The organism is Sphingomonas sp. GW821-FHT04B01 (assembly GCF_059420425.1).
Map to the genome: position 1 here is coordinate 739,775 of NZ_JBWKTR010000001.1, position 16,733 is coordinate 756,507.

The window sequence follows — 16,733 nt, forward strand, 5'->3', positions numbered from 1 at the left end:
CCCCTCCGTCACGGCTGCGCCGTGCCACCTCCCCGTTCCGGGGAGGAATTTGGCGAGTTATTCCGCCGCTTCTTCCCAGTCGTGCGTTTCTTCCGCGGGGAGGCGGATGAGATGGTCGAACGCCGCCAGCGCGGCGGTCGAGCCGGCGCCCATCGCGATCACGATCTGCTTGAACGGCACCGTGGTCGCGTCGCCCGCGGCGAAGATGCCCGGCCGCGAGGTGTGGCCGCGGTCGTCGACCTCGATCTCGCCACGCGGGGACAGCGCGATCGATCCCGCCAGCCATTCGGTGTTCGGCACCAGTCCGATCTGCACGAAGATCCCCTCCAGCTCGACGCGGTGCATCGTGCCGTGGGTGCGATCGCGATAGGAGAGCGCGGTTACCTTGTCGCCGTCGCCATGCACTTCGGTGGTCAGCGCCGAGGTGATGATCGTGACGTTGGTCAGGCTGGCGAGCTTGCGCTGGAGCACCGCATCGGCGCGCAGGTCGGTGTCGTACTCGATCAGCGTGACGTGCGCGACCAGCCCGGCAAGGTCGATCGCCGCCTCGACGCCCGAATTGCCGCCGCCGATCACCGCGACGCGCTTGCCCTTGAACAGCGGACCGTCGCAATGCGGGCAATAAGCGACGCCCTTGTTCTTATAGGCGTCCTCGCCCGGCACGTTCATCTGCCGCCAGCGCGCGCCGGTCGACAGGATGACGGTGCGCGCCTTGAGCGATGCGCCATTTTCCAGCACCAGTTCGTGCAGGCCGCCCTCGGGCGCCGGGATCAGCTCCTCGGCGCGCTGCAGGTTCATGATGTCGACGTCATATTCGCGGACGTGGCGTTCGAGATCGGCGACCAGCTTCGGCCCCTCGGTATGCGGCACCGAGACGAGATTCTCGATCGCCATCGTGTCGGCGACCTGACCGCCGAACCGCTCGGCGAGGATGCCGGTGCGGATGCCTTTGCGCGCGGTGTAGATCGCCGCCGCCGCGCCGGCGGGGCCGCCGCCGACGACGAGCACGTCGAACGCATCCTTGGCGGCGATCGACGCCGCGGCCCGCGCCGAGGCGCCGGTGTCGAGCTTGGCGACGATCTGCTCCAGCTCCATCCGGCCCTGACCGAACACCTCGCCGTTGAGGAAGACCGTCGGCACCGCCATCACCTTGCGGCTGGCGACCTCGTCCTGGAACAGCGCGCCGTCGATTGCGGTATGCGTCACGCGCGGGTTGAGCACCGCCATCAGGTTGAGTGCCTGCACCACGTCGGGGCAATTGGCGCAGGACAGCGAGAAATAGGTCTCGAACCGATAGTCGCCGTCGAGGCTGCGCACCTGATCGAGCAGGTCCTGCGCCGCCTTCGACGGATGACCGCCGACCTGGAGCAGCGCCAGCACCAGCGAGGTGAATTCATGCCCCATCGGCAGGCCGGCGAAGCGCACGCCGATATCGGTACAGGTGCGGCGGATGAGGAAGCTGGGGCGGCGCGCATCGTCGCCGGTCGCGGTGGTGATCTTGTCGGAGAGCGCGGCGATCTCGTCGATCAACTCGCGCATCTGCTGCGACTTGGCGTCGTCGCCCAGGCTGGCGACCAGTTCGATGGGCTCGCGGATGTTGACCAGATAGGCCTTCAGCTGCTGCGTCAGATTGGCGTCGAGCATGGGGGCACTCCGAAAAATTGGCGTCTTCAAAAACAAGCGGCCCGGGGCGGAGGGAACCACCCCGGGCCGCGATCACCTGCCACGGGGAGAGGCAGGGATTCGCTTAGATCTTGCCGACGAGGTCGAGGCTGGGGGCGAGCGTTTCCTCACCCTCTTCCCACTTCGCCGGGCAGACTTCGCCCGGGTGCGCAGCGATATACTGCGCGGCCTTGATCTTGCGGAGCAGCTCGGCGGCGTTGCGGCCGACGCCTTCCGAGGTCACTTCGATCAGCTGGATGACGCCCTCGGGATCGACCACGAAGGTGCCGCGATCGGCGAGGCCCTGGCCTTCACGCAGGATCTCGAAATTGGTGCTGATGCTGTGGTTCTGATCGCCCAGCATGAAATAGTTGATCTTGCCGATCGCCGGCGAGCTGTCGTGCCACGCCTTGTGGCTGAAGTGCGTATCGGTCGACACGCTGTACACCTCGACGCCCATCTTCTGCAGCGTCGGATAGACGTCGGCGAGGTCCTCCAGCTCGGTCGGGCAGACGAAGGTGAAATCGGCCGGGTAGAAGAAGAAGACCGCCCACTTGCCGAGCACGTCGCTGTCGCTGACGCTGACGAACTTGCCTTCCTTATAGGCCTGGGTGGTGAACGGCTTCAGTTTGCTGCCGATGAGGGCCATGTCGGGTCTCCGGTTGAATGTCGTGGACCGGATATAGGTGCTCATGCCGCAGTGCAAAATCAATCTGTTCGCATCCTGTGATCGAATGGGGCGATCACAGGGCGAAACCCCCGCGTTTGGGCGGATTTAACCGTACTGCGCCTGCGGCAGATTTATTTCGCGAGTGCGGCGTAGATCGACCAGGCGCTGGTCAGCGTCAGCAGCACGCCGACCATCGCCATCAGCCCGCGAGTCGGCACGCGCTTGGCGAGAATGCCGCCGAGCGGCGCGGCGACGAGTCCGCCGATCAGGATGCCGAGCGTGTGCAGCGTGAACGCCGACCAGCCGAGCGCGATGAAGAAGGTGATCGAGGCAGTCGCGGTCAGGAAAAATTCGGCGGTGTTGACCGTGCCGATCGTATGCCGCGGGGTCGCACCCTGGATCAGCAGGTTGGAGGTGACGACCGGCCCCCAGCCGCCGCCGCCCGCGGCGTCGAGGAAGCCGCCGACGAGGCCGAGCGGCGCGATCACCTTGGGCGTGCGCGGCTCGATCCGGCCCTTCACCGCGCGGAACAGCAGATAGAGGCCGATGCAGGCGAGATAGGCCATCACGAACGGCTTGGCGACCGAGGCATCGACGTTGCTGAGCAGGGTCGCGCCGAGCGCCGCGCCGATCACGCCGGGGATGACCAGCCGGCGGAACAGCTTCCAGTCGACGTTGCGATGCGCGATGTGGCTGATCCCGGAGGCGGCGGTGGTGAAGGTTTCGACCGCATGGACGCTGGCGGAGGCGACCGCGGGCGGCACGCCCATCACCGTCACCAGCAGCGTCGAGTTGATCACGCCGAATGCCATGCCGAGCGCGCCGTCGACCACCTGGGCGGCGAAGCCGATCGCGACGAACGGCAGCACCTGGGTCCAGTCGATGGCGGTAAGGAAATCAGGCATCGGCAATCGTCTCTCCGCGAGAATGTCGGGTTCGAAACCACCCGCTATCGCTCTCATCGTGCACGGCCGCGTCAAATCCTACAACAAAGCTGGGCTTTGTCGCACCCAAGCGCCGCGGGCCGGGCATGGCAATTTGCCCGGCGAGTGGCTACATTCGCGTATCTGCTCGGGAGACGTTGGCGCATGTTCGGACGCTTGGCCGCCTATCTGGATTCGATCAAGGCGCGCGATCCGGCTCCGCATTCGCGCGCCGAGATCCTTCTCTATCCCGGCGTCTGGGCGGTCGGGCTGCATCGTATCGCGCACGCCTTGTACCGGCGGCGGCTGTTCTTCCTCGCCCGGCTGGTCAATCACATCGCCCGCGCCTGGACCGCGATCGATATCCATCCGGGCGCGAGCATCGGCCGCAACTTCTTCATCGATCACGGTTTCGTCGTCATCGGCGAGACCGCGGAGATCGGCGACGACGTCACCATCTACCAATGCGTGACGCTGGGCGGGACCAGTCCCGACAATGGCGTCGCCGGCAAGCGCCACCCGACCCTGGCCGATGGCGTGATCATCGGGTCGGGGGCGCAGGTGCTCGGCCCGATCCTCGTCGGCCCGCGCGCGCGTGTCGGCGCCAATGCGGTGGTGACGCGCGACGTGCCCGAAGGCGCGGTGATGGTCGGCATTCCCGCGCGCGCGACGATGGTCGAGGGCGGCGCGGCGGCGACGCCGGCGCGGTTCGTCCCTTATGGCACACCGTGCAGCGAGATGTTCGATCCGGCGACGCAGAAAATGGAGATCATGCGCTGCGAGCTGGAATCGATGCGCAAGCGGCTCGATGCGCTGCTGGGGGAACAAATGCCCGAAGCGGAGCGTGATCGCGCCTGATGGGTATCGTCACGCCGTTTCCGCACGCCGGCAAGCCGTCGCAAGTCGGCTTCGAACGCCTCGAACTCAACCGCATCCTCGATCTCTACGGCCGGATGGTCGCGGCGGGCCATTGGAAGGATTATGCGCTGGAGCTCGGCAAGGACGCCGCGGTCTTCGCCGCCTTCCGCCGTGCCGCCGAGCGCCCCGAATTCCGCATCGAGAAACGCCCGGCCCTGCGCGGCAAGCAGGGCATGTGGGCGCTGATCGGCGAACAGGGCGTGGTGCTCAAGCGCGGCCACGAACTGGGGCCGGTGCTGGCGCCCGTCGAGCGCCGGCTGATGAAGCTGGTGGAATAACGCCCGGTGCCCTGCCGCGTCAGGCGGTCAGGGCGAACTGACATCCAGTTCTATTTTTCCAAGACGCTGGATGTCGGCCCCGCCTAGCTCTCATCCGCCCTGCAGCAGGGCGCCGATCGTCATCGCCTGTTCGGCACCGGTCTTGGGTACGGTCTCGCCAGTGCGATCTGTGATCGCGGTCCAGTGCGCGGCGACGCCTTCGGGGGACAGATCGTCTCCGGTGAGCAGCGCGCCGCGGGTCAGCGTCACATACGAGGCCTGGAACGCGCCCGCGCCGGCGCCGAGGATGACGTTGGTCGGCGCATCCTCGCTGACCAGATAGAGCGCGCCCGGCGCGACCTTTTCGGGGGCGAAGGCTTGAAAGGCGGCGGCGGGGAACAGGTCTTCGGTCATCCGCGTGCCGGCGGTGGGCGCGAGCGTGTTGACGCGGATGTCGTGCTTCGCGCCCTCGATGGCCAGCGTCCTGGTCAGACCGGCGAGGCCGAGCTTCGCCGCGCCGTAATTCGCCTGGCCGAAATTGCCGAACAAGCCGCTCGACGACGAGGTCATCAGCACGCGGCCGTACGTCTGCTCGCGGAACGTCTCCCAGCACGCCTTCGTGGCGAAGGCGGAGCCGAGCAGATGGACGCGGACGACGAATTCGAAATCCGCCGGCTCCATCTTGGCGAAGGTCTTGTCGCGCAGCACGCCGGCGTTGTTGATGAGGATATGGACGCCGCCCCAGGCGGCCTTCGCCTGTGCCACCATATCGGCCATCTGTTCGTATTCGGCGACGTTGCCGCCGTTGGACATCGCCTCGCCGCCGGCGGCGCGAATCTCGTCCACCACCGCGAGCGCGGCGTCGCTATGACCGGTGCCGTCCCGCGCCCCGCCGAGGTCGTTGACCACCACGCGCGCGCCGCGCCGGGCGAGTTCGAGCGCATAGTGACGACCGAGGCCGCCGCCGGCGCCGGTGACGATGGCCACGCGGCCGTCGAAGCGGATGGGGGACATGAAAAAGGCGCTCCTCGCAATGATGGAGCGCCTTTCCCTAAACGTTAAGTGGCATCTGGCAACCGGTCATGCCGGCTGCGGCACCGGCTTACTTCTTGCCGCCGCGCTGGATGCACTGATCGTACTGGCCCTTCTTGCAGACCGGATATTTGGCGAGCGGCGCGGGTGCCGGGAAAGCCTGATCGGGGCTCGGCGCGGGGCGGAACACTGGCGGCAGGCTGGCACCGGGCGAACCACCGCTGATCGCCGAGCCGCTCGGGGCATAGCCGCCGGCCGGGGTCGCGCCGCCGGTCGAGGCGGGTGCGGGCATGCTCGCCTGCGGGGTGGGCGCGGGCGCGGCAGCGGGATCGGCGGGCGCCGGCGCGGCCGCAGGGTCGGCGGGGGCCGCGGCCGGATCGGCCGGGGCGGCGGCGGGATCAGCCGGCGTGGTCGTCTGGGCGTCGGTCGGCGCCGGGGTGGTCTGCGCCAGGACGGGGGCAGCAATCAGGGCCGTGGCGGCCAGCAGAATGAGCTTCATCGCGGGATCTCCTATCGAATCTCATGCGTCATTTAGTGTCAACGCCTGCGCCCAACGTCCCAATGCGGACTTTTCTCCATCGTTTCGCGTCCGATTCTATTTCGGGCAACGGGGGCTATGGAGGAGAAGATCGCTCGCGCAGGCGAGTCACTTTCCCGGCGTGCTTCGTCACCCCGGACTTGTTCCGGGGTCCACCGTGCCGCGGGCGCGCGCTCCCATCCCAGCCGACCTCCTCGCCGCAGAGTGGACCCCGGAACGAGTCCGGGGTGACGAATCGGTGAGGAAGCCGATCGAGCCTAACCGACCGCTACGGCATTTAGTCTTAAGTCCCGACGCCGCTCCCGCCGCTTCAGGTGCCCGAATCGAGCGAATAGCCTGCCGATCGGACGGTGCGGATCAGGTCCGGGCGGTTGCCGATGTTGATCGCCTTGCGCAGCCGGCGGATATGTACGTCGACGGTGCGGCTCTCGATGTCGCTGTCGTGACCCCAGACCGCGTCGAGCAGCCGCTCGCGGCTGAACACCCAGCCGGGATGCTCTAGGAAATGCTTGAGCAGCCGGAATTCGGTCGGTCCCAACGGCACGACCTCGCCCGAGCGGCGCACCTTGTGGCCGACCGTGTCCATCTCGATGTCGTCATAGGTCAGCGCCTCGCCGGCGAGCGCCGGGCGGACGCGGCGCAGCACAGCGCTCACTCGCGCGACCAGCTCGCGCGGCGAGAAGGGCTTGGTGACATAATCGTCGGCGCCGGTCTCGAGCCCGCGGATGCGGTCCTCCTCCTCGCCGCGCGCCGTCAGCATGATGATCGGCACGTTCTGCGTCTCGGTCATCCGACGCAGGCGGCGGCAGACCTCGATGCCGCTCAATCCCTCGACCATCCAGTCGAGCAGGACGATGTCGGGCGCCTTCTCCTTGGCGAGCAGCAGCGCCTCCTCGCCGTCCGGGGTGTGCGCGACGTCGAAATCCTCGCGCTTGAAATGATAGATCAGCAGTTCGGCGAGGGCGGCATCGTCCTCGACCAGCAGCATGGAGGCGCGGGCCATCAGCGTATGTCCTTGTCCGGGCCGCCGCGGTCGCGGTCAGCCATCTGGGTGCCGGTTGCGGCGAAATAGACCATTTCGGCGACGTTGGTCGCGTGGTCGCCGATCCTCTCCAGGTTCTTGGCGACGAACAGCAGGTGCGCGACCTGGCTGATCGTGCGCGGATTCTCGACCATGTAGGTGACGAGGGTGCGGAAGATGCTGTCGTAGAAATCGTCGAGCGCGGCATCGCTCTCGACGACGCGCCGCGCCGCCTCGGGGTCGCGCGCGGCGAAGGCGTCGAGCGCCTGGCGGACCATGTCGCTCGCCATCCGCGCCATCGACGGCAGCAGCGAGATCGGCTCGATCCGGTGATCGCTGCCGTCATTAGCATTGGCGATCATCGGCACGCGTTTGGCGATGTTCTTGGCATAATCGCCGATCCGTTCGACCACCGCGGCGATCTTGAGCGCGGCGACGACCTCGCGCAGGTCGACCGCCATCGGCGCGCGCAGCGCGATGATCCGCACCGCGAGCCGTTCGACCTCCGCCTCGATCGCGTCGATCGCCTTGTCGTCGGCGCGCACCCGCGCAGCGAGCGCGGGGTCGGGGCGGGCGAGCGCCTGCATCGCCTGCGCGATCGCATCCTCGGCGAGGCCGCCCATCTGCGAGATCATCCCCCGCAACTGGCCGATGTCGGCGTCGAACGCCTTGACGGTATGGTCCAATGGCATGTCCGTCCCCTCAGCCGTAGCGGCCGGTGATGTAATCGCGGGTGCGTTCTTCCCGCGGGTTGGTGAAGATGTCGCTGGTCGCGCCGAATTCGACGAGCTGGCCAAGGTGGAAGAAGGCGGTCTGCTGCGAGACGCGCGCCGCCTGCTGCATGTTGTGCGTGACGATCACGATCGCATAGCGGCCCTTCAATTCGTGGATCAGCTCCTCGATCTTGGCGGTGGCGATCGGGTCGAGCGCGCTGCACGGTTCGTCCATCAGGATCACTTCGGGATCGACCGCGATCGCGCGGGCGATGCACAGGCGCTGCTGCTGGCCGCCCGACAGCGCGGTGCCGCTGTCCGACAGGCGATCCTTGACCTCGTCCCACAGACCGGCGCGGCGCAGCGACTGCTCGACCAATGCGTCGAGATCGGCGCGCGCGGTGGCAAGGCCGTGGATGCGCGGCCCGTAGGCGACGTTCTCGTAGATCGACTTGGGGAAGGGGTTGGGCTTCTGGAACACCATGCCGACGCGCGCGCGCAACTGCACGACGTCCATGCCGCTGGCGTAGATGTCCTCGCCGTCGAGCAGGATCTCGCCGCTGACCCGCGCCGCGGCGACGGTGTCGTTCATCCGGTTGAGCGTGCGCAGGAAGGTCGACTTGCCGCAGCCCGAGGGACCGATGAAGGCGAGGACGTTGTCCTGGTCGACGTCGATCGAGACATGGTCGATCGCCTGTTTGGCGCCATAGAAGACGCTGACATCACGGGCGGAAATCTTCGGGGTCACCAGCGGGTCTCGAATCGGTTGCGGAGGTAGATGGCGAGCCCGTTCATCGCGAGCAGCACGACGAGCAGCACGATGATCGCCGCCGAGGTCTTCTCGACGAAGCCGCGGTCGATATCGTCGGACCACAGGAAAATCTGCACCGGCAGCACGGTGGCGGGATCGGTAAGCCGCGACGGCGGCGCGGCGATGAACGCGCGCATGCCGATCATCAGCAACGGCGCGGTCTCGCCGAGCGCGCGCGCCATGCCGATGATCGTGCCGGTGAGGATGCCGGGCAGCGCGAGGGGGAGGACATGGTCGAACACCACCTGCACCGGCGAGGCGCCGACCGCGAGCGCGGCGTCGCGGATCGACGGCGGCACCGCCTTGATCGCGTTGCGGCCGGTGATGACGATCACCGGCATCGTCATCAGCGCCAGCGTCAGTCCGCCGACCAGCGGCGCCGAGCGCGGCAGGTGGAAGGTGCCGAGGAACACCGCGAGGCCGAGCAGGCCGAAGATGATCGACGGCACCGCGGCGAGATTGTTGATCGACACCTCGATCAGGTCGGTCCAGCGGTTCCGCGGCGCATATTCCTCGAGATACAGCGCGGCGAGCACGCCGATCGGGAAGGCGAGCGCGATCGTCACCGCCATCGTCAGCAGCGAGCCCTTGAGCGCGCCCCAGATGCCGACGCGGGTCGGGTCGGTCGAATCGGCGGCGGTAAGGAAGCCGGCGCTCCAGCCCATCGTCAGGACACCGCGCGCCTTCAGCTTCGCCACGATCGCCTCGGCGGCGGGGGTGCCGTCGTGCTTGGCGGCGACGTCGATCGCGCTCGCCACCGGCACCGCGATCGTGGTGCGGCGGCGCAGCAGCGCCGGATCGGCCTCGATCGCGTCGCGCACCACCAGCCAGGCGCCGTCGGAGATCAGATCGGCGCCGCCCGGTCCGAACGCCCGCGTCGCGGCGCGGTCGACCGCGCCCTCCAGCCCGGCGCCGGCGAGCGCGAGATCGGCGCCGCGGCCGCGCACCTGCTGCGGCGTCACCGCCAGTTTGGCCGCGGCGAGATCGATCGGCAGCGCGACGCGCGTCTGGCGGAAGCCGCTCAGCCCTTCCGACACCATGCTGACGAGCAGGAAGGCGAGGAACCCCGCCGACAGCCACACGGCGGCGAGCCCCATCAGCCGGAAGCGCCGCTCGGCGACATAGCGCCGCCGCGTGCGCCGCTGCACCGACGCCGCCTTCCAGTCGGTGGGCAGGCGCGACTTATTCATAGGCTTCTCGATAGCGTTTGACGACGGTCAGCGCGACGATGTTGAGCCCCAGCGTGATGACGAACAGGGTGAGGCCGAGCGCGAAGGCGGCGAGCGTCTTGGCGCTGTCGAACTCCGCCTCGCCGGTGAGTAGGTCGACGATCTGCTTGGTGACGGTCGTCGTGCTGGCGAAGGGATTGGCGGTGAGCGTCGCGACGCCGCTCGCCGCCATGACGACGATCATCGTCTCGCCGATCGCCCGGGAGACCGCGAGCAGGATGCCGCCGACCACGCCGGGCAGCGCGGCGGGCAGGATCACGCGGCGGATCGTCTCGGACTGGGTCGCGCCCATCGCGAGGCTGCCGTCGCGCATCGACGCGGGGACGGCGGCGATCGAATCGTCCGCCATCGACGAGACGAAGGGAATGATCATGATCCCCATCACCGCGCCCGCCGCCAGCGCGCTTTCCGACGAGGCGTTGGCGACGCCGAGCGCGACGCCCAGTTCGCGCACCGCCGGCGCGACGGTGAGCGCGGCGAAATAGCCATAGACGACGGTCGGCACGCCGGCGAGCATCTCGAGCACCGGCTTCAGCCAGGCGCGCGTGCGGGCATGCGCATATTGGGTGAGGTAGATCGCGCTCATCAGCCCGAACGGGATGGCGACCGCCATCGCGATCACCGCGCCGATGAAGAAGGTGCCCCAGAACAGCGGCACCGCGCCGAGACTGGCGCCGGGATCGCGCGCGTCGATCACCTGCGGGCTCCAGTGCGTGCCGAACAGGAACTCGCCGATCGGCACGATGCGGAAGAAGCGCGCCGATTCGTAGAGCAACGACGCGACGATGCCGATCGTGGTGAGGATCGCGATCAGCGACGCGGCGAGCAGCAGCAGCATGACGACGCGCTCGACCTGGGTGCGCGCCGCGAAATCGGGGCGCACCCGCGTGAAGGCGAGGCCGCCGCCGGCGAAGGCGAGCAGCAGCGCGATCGCGGTGGCGATCCAGTCATAGCGGTGCTGCGCGGCGGCATAGGCGGGGGCGAGCTTTGCCGACAGGTCGTGGAAGGCGCCGTAGCTGCGCCCGGCGCCGAGCTCGCGCGCTTCCGACAGGATCGATGCGCGCTCGAAGCCGGGCGGCGGCAGCGCCGCGGCGGCGGGGGTGGCGAGCACCGCGTCGGTGACCAGCGCGGGTGCGGTCAGGCTCCACGTCGCGAGGAAGACGAGCGGCGGCACGAGCGCGCAGATGCCGACGAAATAGCCGTAATGGACGGGCAAGGCGGTGAAGCGCGCGCGCCCCGGCGTACGGAACGTCGCCGCGCGCATCCGCGCGGCGAGCCAGCCGATCAGCGCGAGCCCGAACACGACGATGGCGACGGCAAGCGCGCTCATGCCGCGAACCCCGCCATATCCATCCCGTCACCCCGGACGTGATCGAAACCTCTCCAAAACTCCCCCAGTGCTCCTGCGAAAGCAGGAGTCCAGGAGTCCCAAGCGTCAGGCGTTGTTTTGCTTGGCCCTGGGCTCCTGCTTTCGCAGGAGCACTGCGCTTGCACGGCGCTCCTTGCCGCGGCGTGGACCGCGGAACGGGTCCGGGGTGACGGCGTCGGTGGGAAAAGCGTGACGCGCATCACGACGGCAGATCCGCGGGATCGAGCGGCGTCTCGTGCGCGACGACCGCCGCCGCCCTCGCGCGCACCGCCGGGGGCGCGGCGATCAGGCCGCGGCGGACGAGCGGCCCCTCCGGTCCCCAGGCACGGGTATAGCTTTGCAGGAACGCCTTGAGCCCCGGGATCGCCTTGAGGTGCGCGATCTTGACGTAGAGGTACAAGGGCCGCGACCCGGGATAGGCGCCGGCGGCGATCGTCGCATAGCTCGGTTTGACCCCGTCGATCGCGACGCCGTCCACCGTGCCGGCATTCTGTTCGAGATAGCTGTAGCCGAACACGCCGATCGCGTCGGGATTGGCCGACAGTTTCTGGACGATCAGATTGTCGTTCTCGCCGGCATCGACATAGACCCCATCCTCGCGCACCCGCGTGCACAGCATCTTGTGCGCCTCCGGATCGGTGCGGGCGAGCGTGCGGGCGCGCGGATCGATCGCCTCGCAGCCGCGGGTCAAAATCAGCTCGGCGAGCGCGTCGCGGGTGCCGCTGGTCGCGGGCGGGCCATAGACCTGGATCGGCGTCGCCGGCAGCGCCGGATTGACGTCGCGCCACAGCCGCGCGGCGTTGCGCACGCCGCCCGGCGTCGCGGCAAGCGCACGATAGAGATCGGCGGGGGTCAGCCTCATGCCCGGCCCGTTCCCCGCGGGTCGGCGCGCCTCGGCGAAGGCGATGCCGTCGATGCCGATCTGCACCTCCATGATCGGCCCGACGCCGTTCGCCTGGCAGCCGGCATATTCGCTGCGCTTCATCCGCCGCGAGGCGTCCTCGATGTCGGGATGCGCCGCGCCGAGACCGGCGCAGAACAGCCGCATCCCCGCGCCGGTGCCGGTCGATTCGATCACCGGCGCCTTGGCGTCGGGCTGGTTGGCGACGAAGGTCTCGGCGACGAGCGTCGTGAAGGGATAGACGGTCGACGATCCCACCGCGGTGATCTGATCGCGCGCACCGCCGCCGCCGCCGTTCGCCTGATCCTGGCAGCCGGCGAGGCAGAGCGCCCACGTCAGCAGCAGGCCAGGAGTTCGAACGCGCATCATGTCCCCGCGAGCGACTCGACGCCGCCACGCCCCGCCTGTGTGACGGTTACGTTACCCTTTGATGACACCGGCTTCGGCCAGTGCATCCGCCGGCGGCAAGGCGACGGTGACGCTGGTGCCGACGCCGACCCGGCTGACGATGTCGAGCCGGCCACGATGCCGCTCGACGATATGCTTGACGATCGCGAGGCCCAGCCCGGTGCCGCCGACGCTGCGGCTGCGGCCGGGGTCGACGCGATAGAAACGCTCGGTCAGCCGCGGGATATGCTGCGGCGCGATGCCCTCGCCCTCGTCGGTGACGGTGAAGCGCAGCAGGTTCGACGGGTCGAGCCCCAGCGCCACCGTCACCGGCGTGCCCGCCCGGCCGTATTTCATCGCATTGCCGATCAGATTGTGCAGCAGTTGCGACAATTGCGCCTCGTCGCCGACCACTTCGGGCAGGTCGGGGTCGATGGTCACGGCGACGTCCTGCGCGCGCGGACTGTGCGCGGCGGCGATCTCGGCGGCGACGTCCTCGAGCAACTCGCTCAGCGACAGCCGCTCGCCGGGCAGCCGGTATTTCTCCGCCTCGATCCGGGAGAGCGAGATCAGATCCTCGACCAGCCGCTGCATTCGCCGCGCCTCGGCGAACATCACGTCGAGGAAGCGGCGTCGCAACCCCGGGTCCTCGCCCGCCTCCTCGTTGAGCGTCTCGATGAAGCCGAGGATCGAGGCGAGCGGCGTGCGCAATTCGTGGCTGGCGTTGGCGACGAAGTCGACGCGCATCTTCTCGGCGGCATAATTGCCCGACTGATCGATCAGATGGACGATGCGCGCGCCGTCCGCGGTTTCGCCGGTGCGCATCTCCCAGCGCTGGTCGGGGCTGCCAAGACCGACCAGCTCGACCGGACGGCCGGGCAGCGGCGCGCTGGAACTCAGCCGGTCGGCGGCGGCGGGGTGGCGGATCGCGACGCGGACGTCCTCGCCGACGATATGGCGGCCGAGCAAGGCGCGCGCAGTAGTGTTGGCACAGGTGACGACGCCGCCACGGACCAGCAGCACCGGCTCGGCGATGACGTCGAGCACCTCGCCGAGCAGCACGTTGGCGTCCGGCCCGGCATGGCGCGCCGCGGCGATACCCTGGTCGCCGCGCCCCATCGCCGCCAGCGATGCCGCCACCGCGCCAACGAAGGCGATCGCGGCGCCGTCCGGCCGCCCGTCGACGAGGAACACGCCCGCGCCGGTGCCGAAGGCGATTCCCAGCGCGCCGCTGAGCCGGTGGACGAATCGGGAAGCCATGACGCGTGGCTAGCCGAGCTTGGCCGCGGCGGGGAGGGGGGATGTCGCTACAAGCTTCGGGATCGGGTCGCGACGCTCCCGCCCCCTCCACCACTCGGCCGACGCGGAGTCGTCCCCGCCAGGCAGGGCAATCACATATGGCTGCGGTTCATGAGGATCGATCGGTTTCCTCATCAGCTCCGTCACCCCGGACTTGTTCCGGGGTCCACCACGCCGCAAGGGAACGGCAGGAGGCTCAAGCCTTGCTCCCCGCCGCAGAGTGGACCCCGGAACACGTCCGGGGTGACGGGGTGGATTTGGAATACGAAGGAACCAGATTTGCGCCCGTCTGCCATATCCCCCGCCAAGGGGAGGTGGCGCGGCGAAACCGTGATGGACGGGAGCCCGGCGACTTCATCGACGCCGACCGTCACACCGAAATTTCCCCTCCGTCCCACCACCGCACATTTCCTGCGCTTGCCAGTGGTTAGCGAATGTGAAAGGCAGTGGCGGTAGCAGGGGTGCCATGAGTGACGAGACGCCGGTCGACGGCTACAATCCAGCGCAGGCGGGACCGGCGGAGCCGGACGATGCCGCCGTCGCCAGCCGGCGCCGCGTGCTGATGCTCGGCGCGGTGACCGCCGGCGCGGTGGTGTCGATCCGGCCGGCGCTGGCGCAGACCGCGGGTTCGGTGATGACCTGCGAGATCCCGGTGCCCGATCTGGGGCGGGCGGGCCGTTTCATCGATCCGGCCGGCAACGTCGTCGCCCCCGGTACCAAGGGCGCATTTCCCCCCACCTCGCGCCCGTTCAAGGGCGAAGAGGTCAAGCGCGCGCTCGCCGGCGTGCAACTGCCCGGCACGACCTACGAGAGCAACCGCGCCTATGTGAGCTATATCCGCAGGCTGCAGCGCGGGCAGGGGGGCTTCACCTGCTTCGCCTCGTTGCAGATGCCGCGCGGCTGACGCCTTGCGCTATCGCGCCCCGGCCGACGCGGCGCTGCTGACCGCCGAACTTGACGCCTTCACCGCCGTCTTCCATCGCCCGTCCGGGATCACCCATCTGCTGGTCAGCCCCGCGCCCGAGATCCTCGCGCTGCTCGCCGACACGACGCTCGACCTCGAGACGCTGCTGGTCCGCCTCGGCGAGCGCTACGACCTCGGCGACGCCAGCCGCGACGCGCTCGCGGCCCGGCTCGACGAACTGGTCGCGGCGGGGCTGGTCGAGGCGCTATGAGACACGTCTTCACCGTGCGGATCGGTCCGATCGGCTTTCGCGTCGGCAGCGACTGGCGCGCGCCCATCGACGCCTTGCGCGAACTCTACCGTTATTATCCCTCGCCCAATCTGCCCGATTTCACCGTGCGGCTGGAGGCGACGCATTGGTGGCGGCGCTGGCTGCGGCCGTCGATCCGCATCGCCGGCGACTATATGCTGCCCGAGGCGGCGCCGCTGCCGCTCGCGCAGGGGCTGCTCGCCGCCGAAATGGCGATGAACCTGCAACTGGCGCTGGGCGGGCGCCGCTATCTGCTGCTTCATGCCGCCTGCGTCGAGCGCGACGGGCAGGCGCTGCTGCTCACCGGCGAATCGGGGGCGGGCAAGTCGACGCTGGCGACCTTGCTGGCGGCGCACGGCTGGCGGTTCATGAGCGACGAATTCGCGCTGATCGATCCCGAGACCGGGCTCGTCCACCCGTTTCCCCGCCTCATCAGCCTCAAGAATGCGGCGATCGCCGCCGCCATCGCCGCGCGGCCCGACGCCAAGCTCGGCCCCCTGCTCACCGGCACGCCCAAGGGCGACATTCGCCATATGGTGCCCGACGCGCTCGCGGTCGGCGCGATGGACGAGCCCGCCGCGCCCGCGATGCTGCTCTACCCGCGCCACGGCTTCGCGGCGGCGACGCGCGGCGTGCTGCCGTCCGAATCCTTCGTCCGGCTGACCCAGGCGTCGACCAATTACGTCGCGCTCGGCGAGGCGGGATTCGATGCATTGACCCGATTGGTGCGCACGACGCCGGCGCATGCGATCGACTATCCCGATGGCGCAGCGGCGATCGCGCAGGTGGAGGCGTTGTGGCGGACGCTCTGATCCTCGCGCGCGCGCTCGCCGACCCGCAGTCGCTGGCGCTCGACACCGACTGGATCGGCCTCGTCACGACGGCGCGCGCGGAGCAATTGCTCGGCACGCTCGCCTATCGGCTCGATGGCCTGCCGCTGCCCGAGGATGTCGCGCTGCTGCTCGCCGATGCCCGCGCCGCCGCCGAAAACGGCCGCCGCGCTGCCTTGTGGGAGGCGGAGATGGCGCGGCGCGCGCTCGCGCCGCTGGGCTGTGCGGTCGTGCTGCTCAAGGGGACGGCGTTCGTCGCCGCCGGGCTGCTCGCCGGGCGCGGCCGCTCGATCGGCGACCTCGACATCCTCGTGCCGCGCGGGTCGCTCGACGCGGTCGAGGCGGCGCTGCTCGCGGCGGGGTGGGAATGGGTCAAGCCCGATCCCTATGACGACGCTTATTACCGCCGCTGGATGCACGAGCTGCCGCCGTTGATCCATCGCGACCGCGACCGGATGATCGACGTGCACCATACCATCCTGCCGCTCACCGCGCGGATCACGCCCGATGCGGCGGCGCTGCTGGCGCAGGCGCAGCCGCTCGGCACCGGCCTTGCCGTGCTGTCGCCCGACGACATGCTGGTCCATGCCGCCGCGCATCTGTTCGCCGACGGCGACCTTGCGGGGGGGCTGCGCAACCTGTGGGACATCCACTGCCTGATCGACGATCATGGCAGCGAGGGCGCACGCGCACGGGCGGCGGAGCACGGCCTGTCGCGCGAGGTGGCGAGGGCGCTACGGCTCACGCACCGGTTGTTCGCGACGCCGGTCGACCCGGCCTATCGCACGCTGGCGCGGGGCGATGCGCTCTACCTGCGCCGGCTGCTGGCGCGCGACGATTGGGGGCGGCCGATCCGCCCGGCGACGCGGCTCGCCTTCTACGTCCGCTCGCACTGGCTGCGCATGCCGCCGGCGATGCTCGCGCGGCACCTCTGGGCGAAGTGGCGGCGGAACTGAATC

The 16,733-nt window shown here is 69.1% G+C and carries 18 protein-coding genes; 6 read left to right on the forward strand and 12 right to left on the reverse strand.

Annotated features, from left to right (window positions below):
• Positions 1-57 precede the first annotated feature (57 nt).
• The 3 genes from ahpF to AC07UH_RS03565 form a co-directional block, all read right to left on the reverse strand.
• Positions 58-1,644, reverse strand: a complete 1,587-nt coding sequence (gene ahpF, locus AC07UH_RS03555; RefSeq protein ID WP_495179323.1) for an alkyl hydroperoxide reductase subunit F — start codon at positions 1,642-1,644, stop codon at positions 58-60.
• Between the two features lie 103 nt (positions 1,645-1,747).
• Entirely contained in the window at positions 1,748-2,311 is a 564-nt protein-coding gene (gene ahpC / locus AC07UH_RS03560; RefSeq protein ID WP_038667238.1) for an alkyl hydroperoxide reductase subunit C, read from the reverse strand.
• A gap of 152 nt (positions 2,312-2,463) precedes the next feature.
• A complete protein-coding gene (locus AC07UH_RS03565) occupies positions 2,464-3,237 on the reverse strand; it encodes a sulfite exporter TauE/SafE family protein (RefSeq protein ID WP_495179322.1) in 774 nt (257 codons plus the stop codon).
• A 183-nt stretch (positions 3,238-3,420) separates the two neighbouring features.
• Here AC07UH_RS03565 and epsC point away from each other — a divergent pair, with 183 nt between their 5' ends.
• Positions 3,421-4,113 (forward strand): serine O-acetyltransferase EpsC, encoded by a 693-nt coding sequence (gene epsC, locus AC07UH_RS03570; RefSeq protein WP_495179321.1) that lies wholly within the window; start codon positions 3,421-3,423, stop codon positions 4,111-4,113.
• Positions 4,113-4,451 carry a DUF2794 domain-containing protein gene (locus AC07UH_RS03575; RefSeq protein WP_038663478.1) on the forward strand — a complete coding sequence of 113 codons (339 nt, stop codon included), beginning with the start codon at positions 4,113-4,115 and terminating at the stop codon, positions 4,449-4,451. The genes epsC and AC07UH_RS03575 overlap by 1 nt, the downstream gene beginning before the upstream one ends.
• A gap of 90 nt (positions 4,452-4,541) precedes the next feature.
• Here the strand turns inward: AC07UH_RS03575 and AC07UH_RS03580 are convergent, their stop codons facing one another.
• The 9 genes from AC07UH_RS03580 to AC07UH_RS03620 form a co-directional block, all read right to left on the reverse strand.
• Positions 4,542-5,444: an SDR family NAD(P)-dependent oxidoreductase gene (locus AC07UH_RS03580; protein ID WP_495179320.1), complete on the reverse strand. Its 903-nt coding sequence runs from the start codon at positions 5,442-5,444 to the stop codon at positions 4,542-4,544.
• Between the two features lie 88 nt (positions 5,445-5,532).
• A complete protein-coding gene (locus tag AC07UH_RS03585) occupies positions 5,533-5,961 on the reverse strand; it encodes a hypothetical protein (RefSeq protein ID WP_495179319.1) in 429 nt (142 codons plus the stop codon).
• 349 nt (positions 5,962-6,310) lie between these two features.
• Positions 6,311-7,003, reverse strand: coding sequence for a phosphate regulon transcriptional regulator PhoB (gene phoB / locus AC07UH_RS03590; protein WP_038663469.1), 693 nt, complete (start codon positions 7,001-7,003; stop codon positions 6,311-6,313).
• Positions 7,003-7,713, reverse strand: a complete 711-nt coding sequence (gene phoU, locus AC07UH_RS03595; RefSeq protein ID WP_038663466.1) for a phosphate signaling complex protein PhoU — start codon at positions 7,711-7,713, stop codon at positions 7,003-7,005. The genes phoB and phoU overlap by 1 nt, the downstream gene beginning before the upstream one ends.
• 10 nt (positions 7,714-7,723) lie before the next feature.
• Positions 7,724-8,497: a phosphate ABC transporter ATP-binding protein PstB gene (gene pstB, locus AC07UH_RS03600; RefSeq protein ID WP_425424003.1), complete on the reverse strand. Its 774-nt coding sequence runs from the start codon at positions 8,495-8,497 to the stop codon at positions 7,724-7,726.
• Complete coding sequence (gene pstA, locus AC07UH_RS03605) at positions 8,479-9,735, reverse strand: phosphate ABC transporter permease PstA (RefSeq protein ID WP_495179318.1); 1,257 nt, start codon at positions 9,733-9,735, stop codon at positions 8,479-8,481. Before pstA ends, pstB begins: the two co-directional genes overlap by 19 nt.
• Positions 9,728-11,104: a phosphate ABC transporter permease subunit PstC gene (gene pstC, locus AC07UH_RS03610; RefSeq protein WP_137898714.1), complete on the reverse strand. Its 1,377-nt coding sequence runs from the start codon at positions 11,102-11,104 to the stop codon at positions 9,728-9,730. The genes pstA and pstC overlap by 8 nt, the downstream gene beginning before the upstream one ends.
• Positions 11,105-11,342: 238 nt before the next feature.
• Positions 11,343-12,410, reverse strand: coding sequence for a substrate-binding domain-containing protein (locus AC07UH_RS03615; RefSeq protein ID WP_495189872.1), 1,068 nt, complete (start codon positions 12,408-12,410; stop codon positions 11,343-11,345).
• Positions 12,411-12,464: 54 nt separating this feature from the next.
• Positions 12,465-13,691: a sensor histidine kinase gene (locus AC07UH_RS03620; protein ID WP_038663453.1), complete on the reverse strand. Its 1,227-nt coding sequence runs from the start codon at positions 13,689-13,691 to the stop codon at positions 12,465-12,467.
• 505 nt (positions 13,692-14,196) lie between these two features.
• Here AC07UH_RS03620 and AC07UH_RS03625 point away from each other — a divergent pair.
• From AC07UH_RS03625 to AC07UH_RS03640, 4 genes are read left to right on the forward strand one after another with little or no spacing between them, the layout of a single operon-like run.
• Positions 14,197-14,634 carry a hypothetical protein gene (locus AC07UH_RS03625; protein WP_495179316.1) on the forward strand — a complete coding sequence of 146 codons (438 nt, stop codon included), beginning with the start codon at positions 14,197-14,199 and terminating at the stop codon, positions 14,632-14,634.
• 4 nt (positions 14,635-14,638) lie between these two features.
• Positions 14,639-14,905 carry an HPr-rel-A system PqqD family peptide chaperone gene (locus AC07UH_RS03630; protein ID WP_038663447.1) on the forward strand — a complete coding sequence of 89 codons (267 nt, stop codon included), beginning with the start codon at positions 14,639-14,641 and terminating at the stop codon, positions 14,903-14,905.
• The gene (locus AC07UH_RS03635) at positions 14,902-15,756 is read left to right on the forward strand and encodes an HprK-related kinase A (protein WP_495179315.1); all 855 of its coding nucleotides are present in this window, start codon (positions 14,902-14,904) and stop codon (positions 15,754-15,756) included. The genes AC07UH_RS03630 and AC07UH_RS03635 overlap by 4 nt, the downstream gene beginning before the upstream one ends.
• On the forward strand, positions 15,741-16,730 hold the full coding sequence (locus AC07UH_RS03640) for a nucleotidyltransferase domain-containing protein (protein WP_495179314.1): 990 nt from the start codon (positions 15,741-15,743) through the stop codon (positions 16,728-16,730). The genes AC07UH_RS03635 and AC07UH_RS03640 overlap by 16 nt, the downstream gene beginning before the upstream one ends.
• Positions 16,731-16,733 lie beyond the last annotated feature (3 nt).